At 73.2% G+C, this 14,211-nt stretch carries 13 protein-coding genes; 5 read left to right on the forward strand and 8 right to left on the reverse strand.

Annotated features, from left to right (window positions below):
• Position 1 precedes the first annotated feature (1 nt).
• The 8 genes from ACHZ99_RS10015 to ACHZ99_RS10050 are packed head-to-tail and all read right to left on the reverse strand — an operon-like array spanning position 2 to position 7,062.
• Positions 2–2,131, reverse strand: coding sequence for an NADH-quinone oxidoreductase subunit L (locus ACHZ99_RS10015; protein ID WP_420304100.1), 2,130 nt, complete (start codon positions 2,129–2,131; stop codon positions 2–4).
• Complete coding sequence (nuoK, locus tag ACHZ99_RS10020; RefSeq protein WP_420304101.1) at positions 2,128–2,538, reverse strand: NADH-quinone oxidoreductase subunit NuoK; 411 nt, start codon at positions 2,536–2,538, stop codon at positions 2,128–2,130. The genes ACHZ99_RS10015 and nuoK overlap by 4 nt, the downstream gene beginning before the upstream one ends.
• Positions 2,538–3,128: an NADH-quinone oxidoreductase subunit J gene (locus ACHZ99_RS10025; RefSeq protein WP_420304102.1), complete on the reverse strand. Its 591-nt coding sequence runs from the start codon at positions 3,126–3,128 to the stop codon at positions 2,538–2,540. The genes nuoK and ACHZ99_RS10025 overlap by 1 nt, the downstream gene beginning before the upstream one ends.
• Positions 3,125–3,652 (reverse strand): 4Fe-4S binding protein, encoded by a 528-nt coding sequence (locus ACHZ99_RS10030; RefSeq protein WP_420304674.1) that lies wholly within the window; start codon positions 3,650–3,652, stop codon positions 3,125–3,127. Before ACHZ99_RS10030 ends, ACHZ99_RS10025 begins: the two co-directional genes overlap by 4 nt.
• A gap of 44 nt (positions 3,653–3,696) precedes the next feature.
• Positions 3,697–4,656 (reverse strand): complex I subunit 1/NuoH family protein, encoded by a 960-nt coding sequence (locus tag ACHZ99_RS10035; RefSeq protein ID WP_420304103.1) that lies wholly within the window; start codon positions 4,654–4,656, stop codon positions 3,697–3,699.
• Positions 4,653–6,113: an NADH-quinone oxidoreductase subunit C gene (locus ACHZ99_RS10040; RefSeq protein ID WP_420304104.1), complete on the reverse strand. Its 1,461-nt coding sequence runs from the start codon at positions 6,111–6,113 to the stop codon at positions 4,653–4,655. Before ACHZ99_RS10040 ends, ACHZ99_RS10035 begins: the two co-directional genes overlap by 4 nt.
• Complete coding sequence (locus tag ACHZ99_RS10045; protein WP_420304105.1) at positions 6,110–6,679, reverse strand: NADH-quinone oxidoreductase subunit B; 570 nt, start codon at positions 6,677–6,679, stop codon at positions 6,110–6,112. The genes ACHZ99_RS10040 and ACHZ99_RS10045 overlap by 4 nt, the downstream gene beginning before the upstream one ends.
• The gene (locus ACHZ99_RS10050) at positions 6,670–7,062 is read right to left on the reverse strand and encodes an NADH-quinone oxidoreductase subunit A (RefSeq protein ID WP_420304106.1); all 393 of its coding nucleotides are present in this window, start codon (positions 7,060–7,062) and stop codon (positions 6,670–6,672) included. The genes ACHZ99_RS10045 and ACHZ99_RS10050 overlap by 10 nt, the downstream gene beginning before the upstream one ends.
• Positions 7,063–7,347: 285 nt before the next feature.
• Here ACHZ99_RS10050 and ACHZ99_RS10055 point away from each other — a divergent pair, with 285 nt between their 5' ends.
• The 5 genes from ACHZ99_RS10055 to ACHZ99_RS10075 all read left to right on the forward strand — a co-directional run bounded on the left by ACHZ99_RS10055 (position 7,348) and on the right by ACHZ99_RS10075 (position 14,154).
• Positions 7,348–8,592 carry a sensor histidine kinase gene (locus ACHZ99_RS10055; protein WP_420304107.1) on the forward strand — a complete coding sequence of 415 codons (1,245 nt, stop codon included), beginning with the start codon at positions 7,348–7,350 and terminating at the stop codon, positions 8,590–8,592.
• Positions 8,593–8,730: 138 nt separating this feature from the next.
• On the forward strand, positions 8,731–10,047 hold the full coding sequence (locus tag ACHZ99_RS10060) for a sensor histidine kinase (protein ID WP_420304108.1): 1,317 nt from the start codon (positions 8,731–8,733) through the stop codon (positions 10,045–10,047).
• Positions 10,048–10,241: 194 nt separating this feature from the next.
• Positions 10,242–10,901: a response regulator transcription factor gene (locus ACHZ99_RS10065; protein ID WP_420304675.1), complete on the forward strand. Its 660-nt coding sequence runs from the start codon at positions 10,242–10,244 to the stop codon at positions 10,899–10,901.
• Positions 10,902–11,195: 294 nt separating this feature from the next.
• Positions 11,196–13,085, forward strand: a complete 1,890-nt coding sequence (locus tag ACHZ99_RS10070; RefSeq protein WP_420304109.1) for a 2-oxoacid:acceptor oxidoreductase subunit alpha — start codon at positions 11,196–11,198, stop codon at positions 13,083–13,085.
• Positions 13,078–14,154, forward strand: coding sequence for a 2-oxoacid:ferredoxin oxidoreductase subunit beta (locus ACHZ99_RS10075; protein ID WP_420304110.1), 1,077 nt, complete (start codon positions 13,078–13,080; stop codon positions 14,152–14,154). Before ACHZ99_RS10070 ends, ACHZ99_RS10075 begins: the two co-directional genes overlap by 8 nt.
• The last annotated feature ends 57 nt before the right edge of the window (positions 14,155–14,211 follow it).

A 14,211-nucleotide genomic window follows, 5' to 3' on the forward strand; every position in this document is an offset into this window, starting at 1 on the left:
GTCAGCCTCCCGTGACCGAGGTGGTGGCGACGACCACGGCGACGGCCAGGACGAGCGCGCCGCCGAGCAGCGCGCTGAGGTAGCTCTGCACGTTGCCGGTCTGCGCCCGGCGGACCGCGGCGCCGAGCAGCCGGGGCGCGGTGCCGGCGCCGCGCACGTACGTGTCGACGACCTCCCGGTCCAGGAAGCGGACCAGCCGGGCCGCGGCCCGGACCGGGCGGACGAAGAGCGCGGCGTACAGGGCGTCGACGTGGAAGCCGCCGCCGGCGTGCCGGTAGAGGACGGGGCCGAGCAGGATGCGGCCGGGGTCGGTGGCGGTGCCGTCGGGGGCGGCGCCCGAGGCGGCGGCGCCGTCGTCCGCGGGGCTGCCGTACACCTGCTCGTGGGTGGCCTCCGCCTCGGCCTCGGTGAGCGCGGGCTCGGCGTCGGGGTGCGCGGCGACCGCGCCGGCGGGGACGCGGACGGCGACCCCGGCGGTCTGCCGCCAGGCCGCGTACGTCGCCGCCGCGCCGACGAGCGCCAGCCCGGTGCCGAGGACGGCGGTGGTGAGCGTCGGGGTGAGCGGGTGTTCGCCGTCGCCGAGCCAGTCGGGCAGCGTCCACACGGTCAGCCCGAACGCCAGGGTGGGCACGAGCAGCAGCCACAGCACGGCGTTCATGACGACCGGGGTCCGTACCCGGTGCCCCGCCTCGGCGGCGCCGTCCGTGACGGACGCCGGTGCCGGCGGTGCCGGCGCCGCGGCGTCGGGGGCCGGGGCACCGGCCCCGCCCGGGTCCCGCCGGGGCGGGGACGCCCCGGCCAGCAGCCACAGCCGAGCGGCGTACGCGGCGGTGAGCAGGGCGGTGGCCAGCCCGGCGACCAGAACGAGCCAACCGGCCCCGGCCGGCACACCCGTCACGTCGCCCATGGCCGCGTGCTCCGCGGCGGCGAGGATCGCCTCCTTGGAGAAGAAGCCGGCGAAGGGCGGGATGGCGGCGAGGGCGAGGAGGGCGACGGCCATCGTCCAGTAGGCGTCCGGCGCCCGCTGCCGCAGGCCGCCCATCCTGGCCATCGCGGCGAGCGAGTTGGTGCCGACGGCGTGGATGACGACGCCGGCGGCGAGGAAGAGCAGCGCCTTGAAGGCGCCGTGCGAGAGGAGGTGGAACACGGCGGCGTCCCGGGAGCCGGCGGCCAGCGCGCCGGTCATGTAGCCGAGCTGGCCGACCGTCGAGTACGCGAGCACCCGTTTGATGTCGTCCTGCGCCAGCGCGGCCAGCGCCGAGCCGACCATGGTCACGGCGGCCAGCACCGCCAGCACCACCAGCGCGGCGGCCGAGGCGGCGAAGACGGGCAGCAGCCGGGCCACGACGTACACGCCGGCCGCGACCATCGTCGCCGCGTGGATCAGCGCGGACACCGGCGTGGGGCCGGCCATCGCGTCGGGCAGCCAGGTGTGCAGCGGGAACTGCGCGGACTTGCCCGCGACCCCGGCGAGCAGCAGCAGCGCGATGAGCGTGGGGTGGGCGAGGCCGTCGCCGGAGGCGGCCGCGGTCAGGATGCCGCTGATGCGGAACGTACCGGCCTCGGCGGCGAGCGCGAAGATGCCGAAGAGGAAGGGTACGTCGCCGAGCTTGGTGACCAGGAACGCCTTGAGCGAGGCGGACCGCGCGACCTCCGTCTCCCAGTAGTGGCCGACGAGGAAGTACGAGCAGATGCCCATGATCTCCCAGCCGACCAGCAGCACCATCAGGTCGCCGGAGTAGACGACGAGGAACATCGCGGCGGTGAAGAGGGAGACGAACGCGGCGTACGAGGGGTAGCGCGGGTCGTCGCGCAGATAGCCGGTCGAGTAGACCTGCACGCAGGTGGCGACGACGCCGACGAGCACGGCGACCAGCACCGCCATGCCGTCGAGGTGCAGCGCCAGGTCGACGGGCACGGACCCGGTCGGGGTCAGCTCCGTGGCGGCGGTCACCGGCTCGTCGCCGCCCTGCCGGACCGCGACGACGGCGGCGAGCACGGCGGCGGCCACGGTCGGCAGCACGGCCAGCGGCTGCACCATGCCGGGCGAGCGGCGGCCGAGGAGCAGGCCGGCGACGGCGCCGAGGAAGGGCAGGAGGGGGACGAGCGCGGCGAGGGTGGTGGTGGTCACGCGGTGGCCTCGGCCTTCTGCGCGGCGGCGCCGGCGCCGCCGCCGTCCGGGTCCGTCTCCGCCGCCGCCTCCGCCGCCGCCGCGCCGCCGCCCGGGACGTCCGTCTCGGCGAGGTCGCGGAGGCGGTCGACGGCGGAGGTGCCCCGGTTGCGGTAGACCATCAGCACGATGGCCAGCCCGATGCCGATCTCGGCCGCCGCCAGCGCGATGATGAACAGCGTGAACGACTGCCCGGAGCGCAGCGCGTCGCGGAACGCGATGTCGAAGGCGACGAGGTTGAGGTTGACGGCGTTGAGCATCAGCTCGACGGACATCAGCACGAGGATGGCGTTGCGCCGGGCCAGGACGCCGTAGAGGCCGACGCAGAACAGCAGCACGGCCAGCACGGCCGGATACGCGAGATGCATCAGCCCTCCCCGCTGTCGTCGGCGGCGTCCTCGGCGGCCGCCTCCTCGTGCCCGGCTCCGCCGTTCCTGCGGGACAGCACGATCGCGCCCACCAGCGCCGCCAGCAGCAGCACCGACAGCGCCTCGAACGGCAGCACCCAGTGCCGGAAGACACTGGCCCCCAGCAGGTCCGTCGTCCCCCGGGGCTCGTCCAGGCCGATCCACGTCGTCCGGAACGCGTCCACGACCAGCGTCACCAGCAGCACCGCGGCCACCCCCGCCACCCCCAGGGCCACCCACCGGTTGCCCGAGTCGGCGTCCGGCGAGCGGCCTATCGGCGCGCGGGTCAGCATCAGCCCGAAGAGCAGCAGCACCACGACGGAGCCGACGTAGATCAGCACCTGCACCCAGGCCACGAACTCCGCCGTCAGCAGCAGGTACTCGACCGCCAGCCCGCCCAGCGCGACCACGAGCCACAGCGCGGCGTGCACCAGCTGCCGCGTCGTCACGGTGATCACGGCGGCCCCGAGGGTCACCAGGCCGGTGAGCAGGAAGACGATCTCGACGCCGGTGGGCGACAGGAAGCCGTGGGTCTCGGCGGCGAAGGTCATGCGTCGCCCTCCCCGGCGCCGGACCCGCGCGCCGCCCGCGCCGCGGCCTCCGCCTTCTCCGCCTTCTCCGCCTTCTCCGCCGCCTTCCGCGCCGCGCCCAGCTCCTTCGGCTCCTCCCCCGCCGGGTCCGCCGCCGGCGGCGGCGGCACCGTCCACATCCAGTCCCGCAGCCGGTCCCGCTCGTGGGTCAGCTCGTGGATGTCGGTCTCCGCGTACTCGAACTCCGGCGACCAGAACAGCGCGTCGAACGGACAGACCTCGATGCAGATCCCGCAGTACATGCACAGCGCGAAGTCGATCGCGAAGCGGTCGAGCACGTTGCGGCTGCGCTCCCGCCCGCCGGGCGCGGCGGGCGGCACGGTCTCCTTGTGCGAGTCGATGTAGATGCACCAGTCCGGGCACTCGCGGGCGCACAGCATGCACACCGTGCAGTTCTCCTCGAACAGCGCGATGACGCCGCGGCTGCGCGGCGGCAGCGCGGGCAGGGCGTCGGGGTAGTGCGCGGTGTGCGAACGCCGCGTCATCGTGCGCAGCGTGACCGCGAGCCCCTTCGCAAGCCCCTTCACCGTCAGATCACCACCTTCACGATGCCGGTCAGCGCGATCTGCGCGAGCGCGAGCGGAATGAGAGTCGTCCAGGCGAAGCGCTGCAACTGGTCCTCGCGCAGCCGGGGGTACGTGACGCGCAGCCAGATCACCGCGAACGCCAGGACCCCGGTCTTCAGCAGCGTCCACAGCCAGCCGAGCCCGTCGGCGTACGGGCCGTGCCAGCCGCCGAGGAACAGCACGGCGGTCAGCGCGCTGAGAACGACGATGCCGGCGTACTCGGCGAGCAGGAACAGCGCGAAGCGCAGACCGGAATACTCGGTGTACGCGCCGAAGATGATCTCGGAGTCGGCGACGGGGGCGTCGAACGGCGGACGCTGCAACTCGGCGAGCCCGGCGGTGAAGAACACGAAACCGCCGACGAGCTGCCACGGCAGCCACCACCACTCGAACCCGTCGACGATCCCGACGAGGGACACCGTCCCGGCGGCCATGGCGACGGAGGCGGCGGCGAGCAGCATGGGCAGCTCGTAGGCGAGAAGCTGCGCGGCGGTGCGGAGGCCGCCGAGGAGCGAGTACTTGTTGGCGGAGGCCCACCCGCCCATGAGCGACCCGAGAACGCCGACGCCCATGACGGCCAGCACGAAGAAGATGCCCGCGCCGAGCGACTCCCCGACGCCGCCGTCGGGGGCGAAGGGGATGGCGACGAGGACGACGAGGTAGGGGAGCAGCGCGACGGCGGGGGCGAGTTGGAAGACGCGGCGGTCGGCCCCGGCGGGGACGACGTCCTCCTTCTGCGCGAACTTGACGCCGTCGGCGACGAGCTGGGCCCAGCCGTGGAAGCCGCCGGCGTACATGGGGCCTACGCGGCCCTGCATGTGGGCCATGACCTTGTGCTCGGTCTGGCCGACGAGGAGGGGGAAGAGCAGGAAGACGGCCAGCACGGCGAGAAGGGTGAGCAGGGTTTCGAGCACGTCGTTCACGACTCACCGCCTTCGTCCGGGGGTTCGCCTGCGGCGGGCTCCGCGGGGGAAGTGCCGCCGTGGCGTGGCTCGGGAGGAGCCGGATCGCCACCGGCACCGGGGGCACCTGCGGCAGGGCCGGGGGTCCCCTCGGCAGGCGGCTCGGACGGAGCCGGGCCGCCTGCGGCGGGCGGATCTGGCTCGCCTGCGGCGGGCTCCGCGGGAGAAGTGCCGCCGTGACGTGGCTCGGGAGGGGCCTGATCGCCACCGGCGGCCCCGGGGGCACCTGCGGTGGGCTCGGCGGGTGGGGAGCCCTCGCCGTCTGCGGGGCCGCCGGGCGGGGTCGGCTCGTCGTCGGGTCGGGGGCGCTGCCAGGGGGCGTCGGGCGTACGGGTACGGGCCCGAGGGGTCTCCCCCGCGGACGCGTCCCCCTCAGCCGCCCCGCCCCCGGCGGCCCTCTGCGATGCGGAACCCTCGCTTGCCGATCGCACGCGCCGCGCACCGCGCGCCGGGCGGGCGGGCCCGGGGCCGGTCCCGGCCCCGCCGGGGGCCGCGCCTTCGGCGCCGTCCCCGGCGGGCGGCGGCTTCGCCGCCTCGCCTGCCGCCGAACCTTCGGCCGCCGAACGCGTACCACCCGCCGCGCCTTCGGCGCCCGGCGCCGCCGCCTCGTCCACCCCCTCCGGCCCGCCCCCGGCGGGCCGCTGGGACGCCGAGCCCTCGCCTGCCGAACGGGCGCGCCGGGTGCTGCCTGCCGGGCTGCCGGGGCCGGGTTCGCCGTCCGTGGGTCGCTGCGACGCGGAGCCCGCGTTTGCCGAGCGGGCGCGGCGGGGTGGGGCGTCGCCTCGCGCGCCCGCGCGGCGCGGGGTGCGGGTCGGGGCCGGGGGGAGCTGGCCCTTCTGGGGGCCCCAGTCGTTCGGGTCGGGGACGCCCGGGGGCTGCATCTGGCGGCGCTTCGGGCCGCCGTCGTGGGGCTCGCCCGGTTCCTTCGCGCCCGGCCACGCCTTCGCCACCCGGGCCGCCAGCACGAAGTCCTTCCGCAGCGGATGCCCCTCGAACTCCTCCGGCAGCAGCAGCCGCGCCAGATGCGGGTGGCCGGCGAAGTCGACGCCGAACATCTCGTGGGTCTCGCGCTCGTGCCAGGCCGCGCCTGCGTACACCTCCGTCGCCGTGTCCAGCGCCGGCGCGCCGTGCGGCACCGTCGTGCGGAGGAGCAGGCGGCGCGGGGGTGTGCCGACCGCGACCACGTGGGCGGCGACGCGGAAGCCCTGCTCCGGTTCGTCGACGGCGCTGAGCCAGTCGAAGAACGTGCAGCCCAGCTCGTCCCGCGCCGTGCGCAGCGCCGCTGTCCACGCGGCCGCCGGCACGTCGACGGTCAGGACGTCGTACGCCTCGCTCGCCGCCGCTCCCGGGCCGAACACGTCCTCCGCCGGGCCCGGGAGCCAGCCGGCTCCCGCGGCGCCCTCCTCCTGCTCCGTCATCCGGCGCCCTCCGGCGGCTTCACCAGGCCGCTGGTCAGGGCCGCTGCCGGGGTCCCGTCCCCGTACCGCTCCGCCAGCGACTCGCGCGCGATCTTCTCCTGGAGCTTCAGGATCCCCTGGAGCAGCGCCTCGGGCCGCGGCGGGCATCCCGGCACGTACACGTCCACCGGGACGATCTGGTCGACGCCCTTCGTCACCGCGTACGAGTCCCAGTACGGGCCGCCGCAGTTGGAGCAGGCGCCGAAGGAGATCACGTACTTCGGCTCCGGCATCTGCTCGTACAGCCGCTTGACCGCCGGGGCCATCTTGTCGGTGACCGTCCCGGACACCACCATCAGGTCCGCCTGCCGCGGGCCGGGCGCGAAGGGGATGACGCCGAGGCGGATGAAGTCGTGCCGGGCCATCGACGCCGCGATGAACTCGATCGCGCAGCAGGCGAGGCCGAAGTTGAAGACCCACAGGCTGTAGCGGCGGCCCCAGTTGAGGACGACCTTCATCGGCTGGGGTGCCAGGCGCTGCAGTACGCCGACACTCTGCCCGGGCCGGCGCGCGGGGTTCACGTCCATGCGAGGACGCCCTTCTTCCAGGCGTAGAGGAGGCCGACGGCGAGGAAGCCGAGGAAGAGGAACATCTCCACCAGCGTCACCGCCCCGTATCCGGGCGCCGCGAAGACCGTCGCCCAGGGGAAGAGGAAGATCACGTCGACCGCGAAGATCACGTACAGGAAGGCGTACACGTAGTACCGGACCTGCGTGTGCGCCCAGCCCTCCCCGACCGGGTCCACCCCGCACTCGTACGTGAGCAGCTTCTCCGGCGTCGGCACCGCCGGGCGCAGCAGCCGGGCGCCGCCGAAGGCGACCCCGACGAAGAGCAGGCCCAGCACGGCGACGAGGCCGACCACCCCGTAGCCGTCGAAGTACCCGGCGGCAACGGCGTCGGCAGCGAGCATGTCCGGCACGTCCGCTTCGCTCCCCTGGCTGCTGTGGCTGGCTGACCCGTGCTCGTTCGGTCAGGACATCGACCTGTACGGGCAAGGAGTGTAGGCCCTGCCCCGCGCCGCGCGCCCCTCCCGTGTACGCCACTTCCGGCGCGCCGCACGCGCCGCACGCCCCCCGCCCGGCCCACGGCGGGCGGGGGAAGCGGAGACTTCTCCGCAATGGGTGGGGTTAACCCCCGTACGTTCCCCCCACGCCCCCCATGGCGCCCGGCCGCTCCGGCGCGGCAAGCTGGGAGGATGACGTACAGCCGCCCCGGTGCGGAGCCGCTGCCCAAGCCCGGCGGCGCCGAGCCGCTTCCGCCGCCGCGCCCGCCACTCGGCGGCACGACCTGGCTTGAGATCGTGCACCTGCTGGTGAACCTGCCCATGGCGATCTTCACCTTCACCTACGTCTCGATCTGGCTCTACGCCGGCGCGCTGCTGTCGATCACCGTGATCGGCCTGCCGCTGCTGGCCGCCGGGCTCGCCGGGGCGCGCGGGATCGGCGGGTGGGAGCGCGCGCGGGCGCGGGTGCTGCTCGGCGTGCACGTCGAGTCGCCGACGCCGATCCGGCGGAGCACGTACGGGGGCTTCCTGCCGTGGCTGTGGGCGACGCTGAAGGACCCGGTGGGCTGGCGGACCACGCTGTACAGCCTGATCCGGCTGCCGTGGGGGGTCCTCTCGTTCGCGCTGACGACGGTGGCGCTGTTCGTGCTGTGGCCGCTGCTGCCGTGGCTGGCGCGCGGGCTGTCGGAGGTGGACCGGGCGATGGTGCGCGGGCTGCTGGCGCCCTCGACGCCGCTGGAGCGGCGCATCAAGGAGCTGGAGCAGAACCGCGGGGTCGTGGTGGACACGGCGGCGGCGGACCTGCGGCGCATCGAGCGCGACCTGCACGACGGCGCGCAGGCCCGGCTGGTGGCCCTGGCCATGGGGCTCGGCCTGGCGAAGGAGAAGCTGCTGGAGGACCCCGAGGCGGCGGCGGAGATGGTCGGGGAGGCGCACGGCGAGGTGAAGCTGGCGCTGGAGGAGCTGCGCGACCTGGCCCGCGGCATCCACCCGGCGATCCTCACCGACCGCGGCCTGGGCCCGGCCCTGTCGGCGGTCGCCGCCCGCTGCACGGTGCCGGTGAAGGTGACCGTCGACCTGACGGAGCGGCCGGCGCAGGCCATCGAGGGCATCGCGTACTACACGGTCTCCGAGCTGCTGCAGAACATCAGCAAGCACAGCGGCGCGAAGACCGCGAACGCCGACGTGTGGCGGACCGAGGACCGCATCATGCTGCAGGTCACCGACGACGGCAGGGGCGGCGCCCGGCTGGACGCCGGCAGCGGCCTGTCGGGGCTGGCGGACCGGCTGGGGTCGGTGGACGGGCTGCTGGTCGTCGACTCGCCGGAGGGCGGCCCCACGGTCGTCACCGCCGAACTGCCCTGGCGCAACCGCGAGTCGCGGACACCGGGGCAGGCGCCGCCCGGGAACCGGCCGCCCGCCCGCGCGCGCGTGTAGGCCCTCCGCCGGAGGTGGGGTTTTCCCCCGTACCGACAGACCGACCCGCTCCATGGCCCGCGGCGCCCCGCTTAGGGAGGCTGGAGGCACAAGCTCGACAGACCCGTCACCAGCGCTCCGGCAGAAGGACTTCCGACGATGGACAGCACCGCGTACGCCCCCGAGGACCGCCGCCCGCGGCTCCCCCTCGCCCTGCGCGCCCCCTTCGAGGCGCGCACCTGGCGCGAGTTCCTCTTCCATATGCTCAGCCTGCCGGTCTCCGTCGTGTTCTTCGTCTACACGATCACGATGCTGTCGCTGGGCCTGGGCCTGCTGATCACGTTCCTCGGCGTCCCGGTGCTCGCCGGGATGCTGGCGGGCTGCCGCGGCATGGGGTACTTCGAGCGGGCCCGCGCGCGGCTGCTGCTGGGCCTGGAGGTCGACGATCCGGAGCCGCTGCACCGGCGGTCCTCGGGGTTCATGGGCTGGGTCGGGGCGCTGTTCCGCAGCGGCGAGTCGTGGCGGTCCATGCTCTACGGGCTGCTGCACATGTTCTGGGCGGTGTTCTCGTTCGGCATCTCCGCGGCGGTGATGTTCTGGAGCTGGTCGATGGTCACGTACCCGCTGTGGATGTGGGTCTTCCCGGCGCACTGGGAGCAGGACGGCCTCCAGTTCTACGGGAACGACGACGGCTCCGGCTGGTACCTGGACACGCCGCTGGAGCAGCTCTTCGCGGTCTGCGTCGGCGCGGTGTTCCTGATCGCCTCGCCGTGGGTGGTGCGCGGGCTGTCGTACGTGGACCGGGCGATGGTCGCCGGGCTGCTCGGCCCGTCGAAGCTGGCGACCCGGGTGCACGAGCTGGAGACGGACCGCGGCGTCGTGGTGGACACGGCGGCGGCGGACCTGCGGCGCATCGAGCGCGACCTGCACGACGGCGCGCAGGCCCGGCTGGTGGCCCTGGCCATGGACCTGGGGCTGGCGAAGGAGAAGCTGCTGGAGGACCCGGAGGCCGCGGCCGAGATGGTCGACGAGGCGCACGGTGAGGTGAAGCTGGCGCTGGAGGAGCTGCGCGACCTGGCCCGCGGCATCCACCCGGCGATCCTCACCGACCGCGGCCTCGGCCCGGCCCTGTCGGCGGTCGCCGCCCGCTGCACGGTGCCGGTGTCGGTGACGGTGGACCTGCTGGAGCGGCCGGCGCAGTCGATCGAGGGCATCGCGTACTACACGACGTCGGAGCTGCTCCAGAACATCAGCAAGCACAGCGGCGCGAGCCGGGCGATGGTGGACCTGTGGCGGGCCGACGGCCGGCTGATGATCCAGGTGACGGACGACGGCAACGGCGGCGCCCGGCTGGACGGCGGCACCGGCCTGTCGGGGCTGGCGGACCGGCTGGGGTCGGTGGACGGGCTGCTGGTCGTCGACTCGCCGCCCGGCGGGCCGACGGTGGTCACGGCGGAGCTGCCCTGGTGGGCGTAGCCCCGGGGCCGTAGGCGGGGCGGCGCCGTACCGCCTACGGCCCGGGGGCGCAGGCGGCGCCGCACCGCCCCGCCCGCCGTTTCCCGCCCTTTACCCGGCGTTGTCCGTCGCCTGCGTCTCCCCCGCCCCCGAAGCCTGGGATGCTGGAGGTCTACACATCTTCTTCTGGGGGGCAGGCAACGGTGGAGGACAGCGTGCGGGTGGTCATCGCCGAGGACTCGGTGCTGCTCCGGGAGGGGCTCACCCGGCTGCTCACCGACCGGGGACACGAGGTCGTCGCGGGCGTCGGGGACGGCGAGGCGCTGGTCCGGAAGGTCGGCGAGCTGGCCGGCGAGGGCAGCGCGCCGGACGTGGTCGTCGCCGACGTGCGGATGCCGCCGACGCACACGGACGAGGGCGTGCGCGCGGCCGTGCGGCTGCGCCGCGACCACCCGGACGTCGGCGTGCTGGTGCTCTCCCAGTACGTCGAGGAGCAGTACGCCACCGAGCTGATCGCCGGGTCCAGCCGCGGGGTCGGCTATCTGCTGAAGGACCGGGTCGCGGAGGTCCGCGAGTTCGTGGACGCCGTCGTCCGGGTCGCCGAGGGCGGCACGGCGCTCGACCCCGAGGTCGTCGCCCAGCTGCTCGGCCGCAGCCGCAAGCAGGACGTGCTCGCGGGGCTGACCCCGCGGGAGCGCGAGGTGCTGGGCCTGATGGCCGAGGGGCGGACGAACTCCGCGATCGCCGGGCAGCTCGTCGTGAGCGACGGCGCGGTCGAGAAGCACGTGAGCAACATCTTCATGAAGCTGGGCCTGGCGCAGAGTGAGGGAGATCACCGCCGGGTGCTCGCGGTCCTCACGTACCTCAACTCCTGACCGCTGCCCGACCGCGGCCCGACCCCCGCTGACCGCCTCCTGACCGCCCGCTGACCGCCCGCACAGTCACCGCCAAGCGACCCGCAAGCACCGCTGACAAGTGATTGTCAGCCCGGTGGGCGGCTCCTGACGGGCAGCTAGATAGCGACAAAAGGGGATATAAACCCACGTCTCGGCGCCGTCCAGTTTCCGGACACGCCGAGGAAGGCATGCCTAACCGACGTACGATGGTCACTGGGTCAGGCGGTCGGCATCCCGTTCCCGAAACGGCCGTCGCGAGGGAGGTCCACGAAGGTGACCAGCGAGGTCAACAGCAAAGAGGTCAGGCGTCTGGACCGGGTGATCGTCCGGTTCGCCGGGGATTCCGGTGACGGGATGCAGCTGACCGGGGACCGCTTCACCTCGGAGACGGCGTCGTTCGGCAATGATCTGTCGACGCTTCCGAACTTTCCGGCCGAGATCCGCGCCCCGGCAGGGACTCTGCCGGGGGTTTCGAGTTTTCAGGTGCATTTCGCGGACCACGACATCCTGACGCCGGGGGATGCGCCGAATGTGCTGGTGGCGATGAACCCGGCCGCGTTGAAGGCGAACATCGGTGATGTTCCGCGCGGCGCGGAGGTGATCGTCAACACGGACGAGTTCAACAAGCGGGCGATGGCCAAGGTGGGGTATGCGGCCAGTCCGCTGGAGGACGGGTCGCTGGACGGGTACAGCGTGCACGAGGTGCCGCTGACGACGCTGACGGTTGAGGCGTTGAAGGAGTTCGGCCTGTCGCGTAAGGACGCCGGGCGTTCGAAGAACATGTTCGCGCTGGGTCTGCTGAGCTGGATGTACAACAGGCCGACGGAGGGGACGGAAGGCTTTTTGCGGGCGAAGTTCGCGAAGAAGCCGGACATCGCCGAGGCGAACATCGCCGCTTTCCGGGCGGGGTGGAACTTCGGGGAGACCACGGAGGACTTCGCGGTCTCGTACGAGGTGGCGCCGGCGCGGTCGGCGTTCCCGGCGGGCACGTACCGTTCGATCTCGGGGAACCTGGCTTTGGCGTACGGGCTGATCGCGGCGGGGCAGCAGGCGGACCTGCCGCTGTTTTTGGGCTCGTATCCGATCACGCCGGCCTCGGACATCCTGCACGAGCTGAGCCGGCACAAGAACTTCGGCGTGCGTACCTTCCAGGCGGAGGACGAGATCGCCGGGATCGGCGCGGCGCTGGGCGCGGCGTTCGGCGGGGCGCTGGGGATCACGACCACCTCCGGGCCGGGTGTGGCGCTGAAGGCGGAGACGGTGGGGCTGGCGGTGTCGCTGGAGCTGCCGCTGCTGATCGTGGACATCCAGCGTGGCGGGCCGTCGACGGGGCTGCCGACGAAGACGGAGCAGGCGGATCTGCTCCAGGCGATGTTCGGGCGCAACGGTGAGGCGCCGGTGCCGGTGGTGGCGCCGTCGACGCCGTCGGACTGCTTCACCGCGGCGTTGGACGCGGCGCGGATCGCGTTGACGTACCGCACGCCGGTGATGCTGCTGTCGGACGGGTATCTGGCGAACGGCTCGGAGCCGTGGCGGATCCCGGAGGTCGACGAGCTGCCGGATCTGCGGGTGCAGTTCGCGACCCAGCCCAATCACACCCTGGACGACGGCACGGAAGTGTTCTGGCCGTTCAAACGTGATCCGCAGACGCTGGCGCGGCCGTGGGCGGTGCCGGGCACGCCGGGGCTGGAGCACCGGATCGGCGGGATCGAGAAGGAGGACGGGTCGGGCAACATCTCCTACGCGCCGTCCAACCACGACCTGATGGTGCGTACGAGGCAGGCGAAGGTCGACGGCATCGAGGTCCCCGACATCACCGTCGACGACCCCGAGGGCCCGGAGGGTGAGCGGGCGCGGACGCTGGTGCTGGGCTGGGGTTCGACGTACGGGCCGATCACCGCGGCGGTACGCCGCGTACGCCGCGCCGGAGACCGGATCGCGCAGGCCCACCTGCGCTACGTCAACCCCTTCCCGTCCAACCTCGGCGAGGTCCTGGCCGGTTACGACAAGGTCATCGTGCCGGAGATGAACCTCGGCCAGCTCGCGACCCTCCTGCGCGCCCGCTACCTCGTGGACGCCTTCTCCTACAACCAGGTCAACGGCATGCCGTTCAAGGCCGAGCAGCTCGCCACCGCTCTCAAGGAGGCCATCGACAATGGCTGAGACGACCGCTGAGGGACCGGCGATCGACACCCTTTCGCTGATCCCCAAGGCCGAAGCCAAGCAGTCCATGAAGGACTTCAAGACCGACCAGGAGGTCCGCTGGTGCCCCGGCTGCGGTGACTACGCCGTCCTGGCCGCCGTCCAGGGCTTCATGCCCGAACTCGGGCTGGCCAAGGAGAACATCGTCTTCGTCTCCGGCATCGGCTGCTCCTCCCGCTTCCCGTACTACATGAACACCTACGGGATGCACTCCATCCACGGCCGCGCCCCCGCCATCGCCACCGGCCTGGCCGCCACCCGCCGGGACCTGTCGGTGTGGGTCGTCACCGGCGACGGCGACGCGCTGTCCATCGGCGGCAACCACCTCATCCACGCCCTGCGCCGCAACGTCAACCTCAAGATCCTGCTGTTCAACAACCGGATCTACGGCCTGACCAAGGGCCAGTACTCGCCGACCTCCGAGACGGGCAAGGTCACCAAGTCCACCCCCATGGGCTCGCTGGACTCCCCCTTCAACCCGGTCTCCCTCGCGCTCGGCGCGGAGGCGTCGTTCGTCGCCCGCACCGTCGACTCCGACCGCAAGCACCTCACCGAGACCCTGCGCGCGGCGGCCGCGCACCCGGGCACCGCGCTGATCGAGATCTACCAGAACTGCAACATCTTCAACGACAACGCCTTCGAGGTCCTCAAGGACCGCGAACAGGCCCAGGAAGCGGTCATCCGGCTGGAGCACGGCAAGCCGATCCGCTTCGGCGCCGACGATCACAAGGGTGTCGTACGCGACCCGGCCACCGGCGACCTCCAGATCGTCGAGGTCACAGCGGACAACGAAGCCGACATCCTCGTCCACGACGCCCACGCCGCGACCCCCACCACCGCCTTCGCCCTCTCCCGCCTCGCCGACCCCGACACCCTGCACCACACCCCCATCGGCGTGCTGCGCGACGTCAACCGCCAGGTCTACGAGACCGAGATGGCCGAACAACTCGACGACGCCGTCCAGCACAAAGGCAAAGGCGACCTCGCCGCCCTCCTCGCCGGCGGCGACACCTGGACCGTCCTCGGCTGACGCCGCCGCGCGCCGGGGGCCGACACCACCCGGACCCGGACCCGGGCCCGCACCCCG

The sequence above is a fragment of the Streptomyces sp. MAR4 CNX-425 genome (assembly GCF_048656465.1).
Classification (GTDB): Bacteria; Actinomycetota; Actinomycetes; order Streptomycetales; family Streptomycetaceae; genus Streptomyces.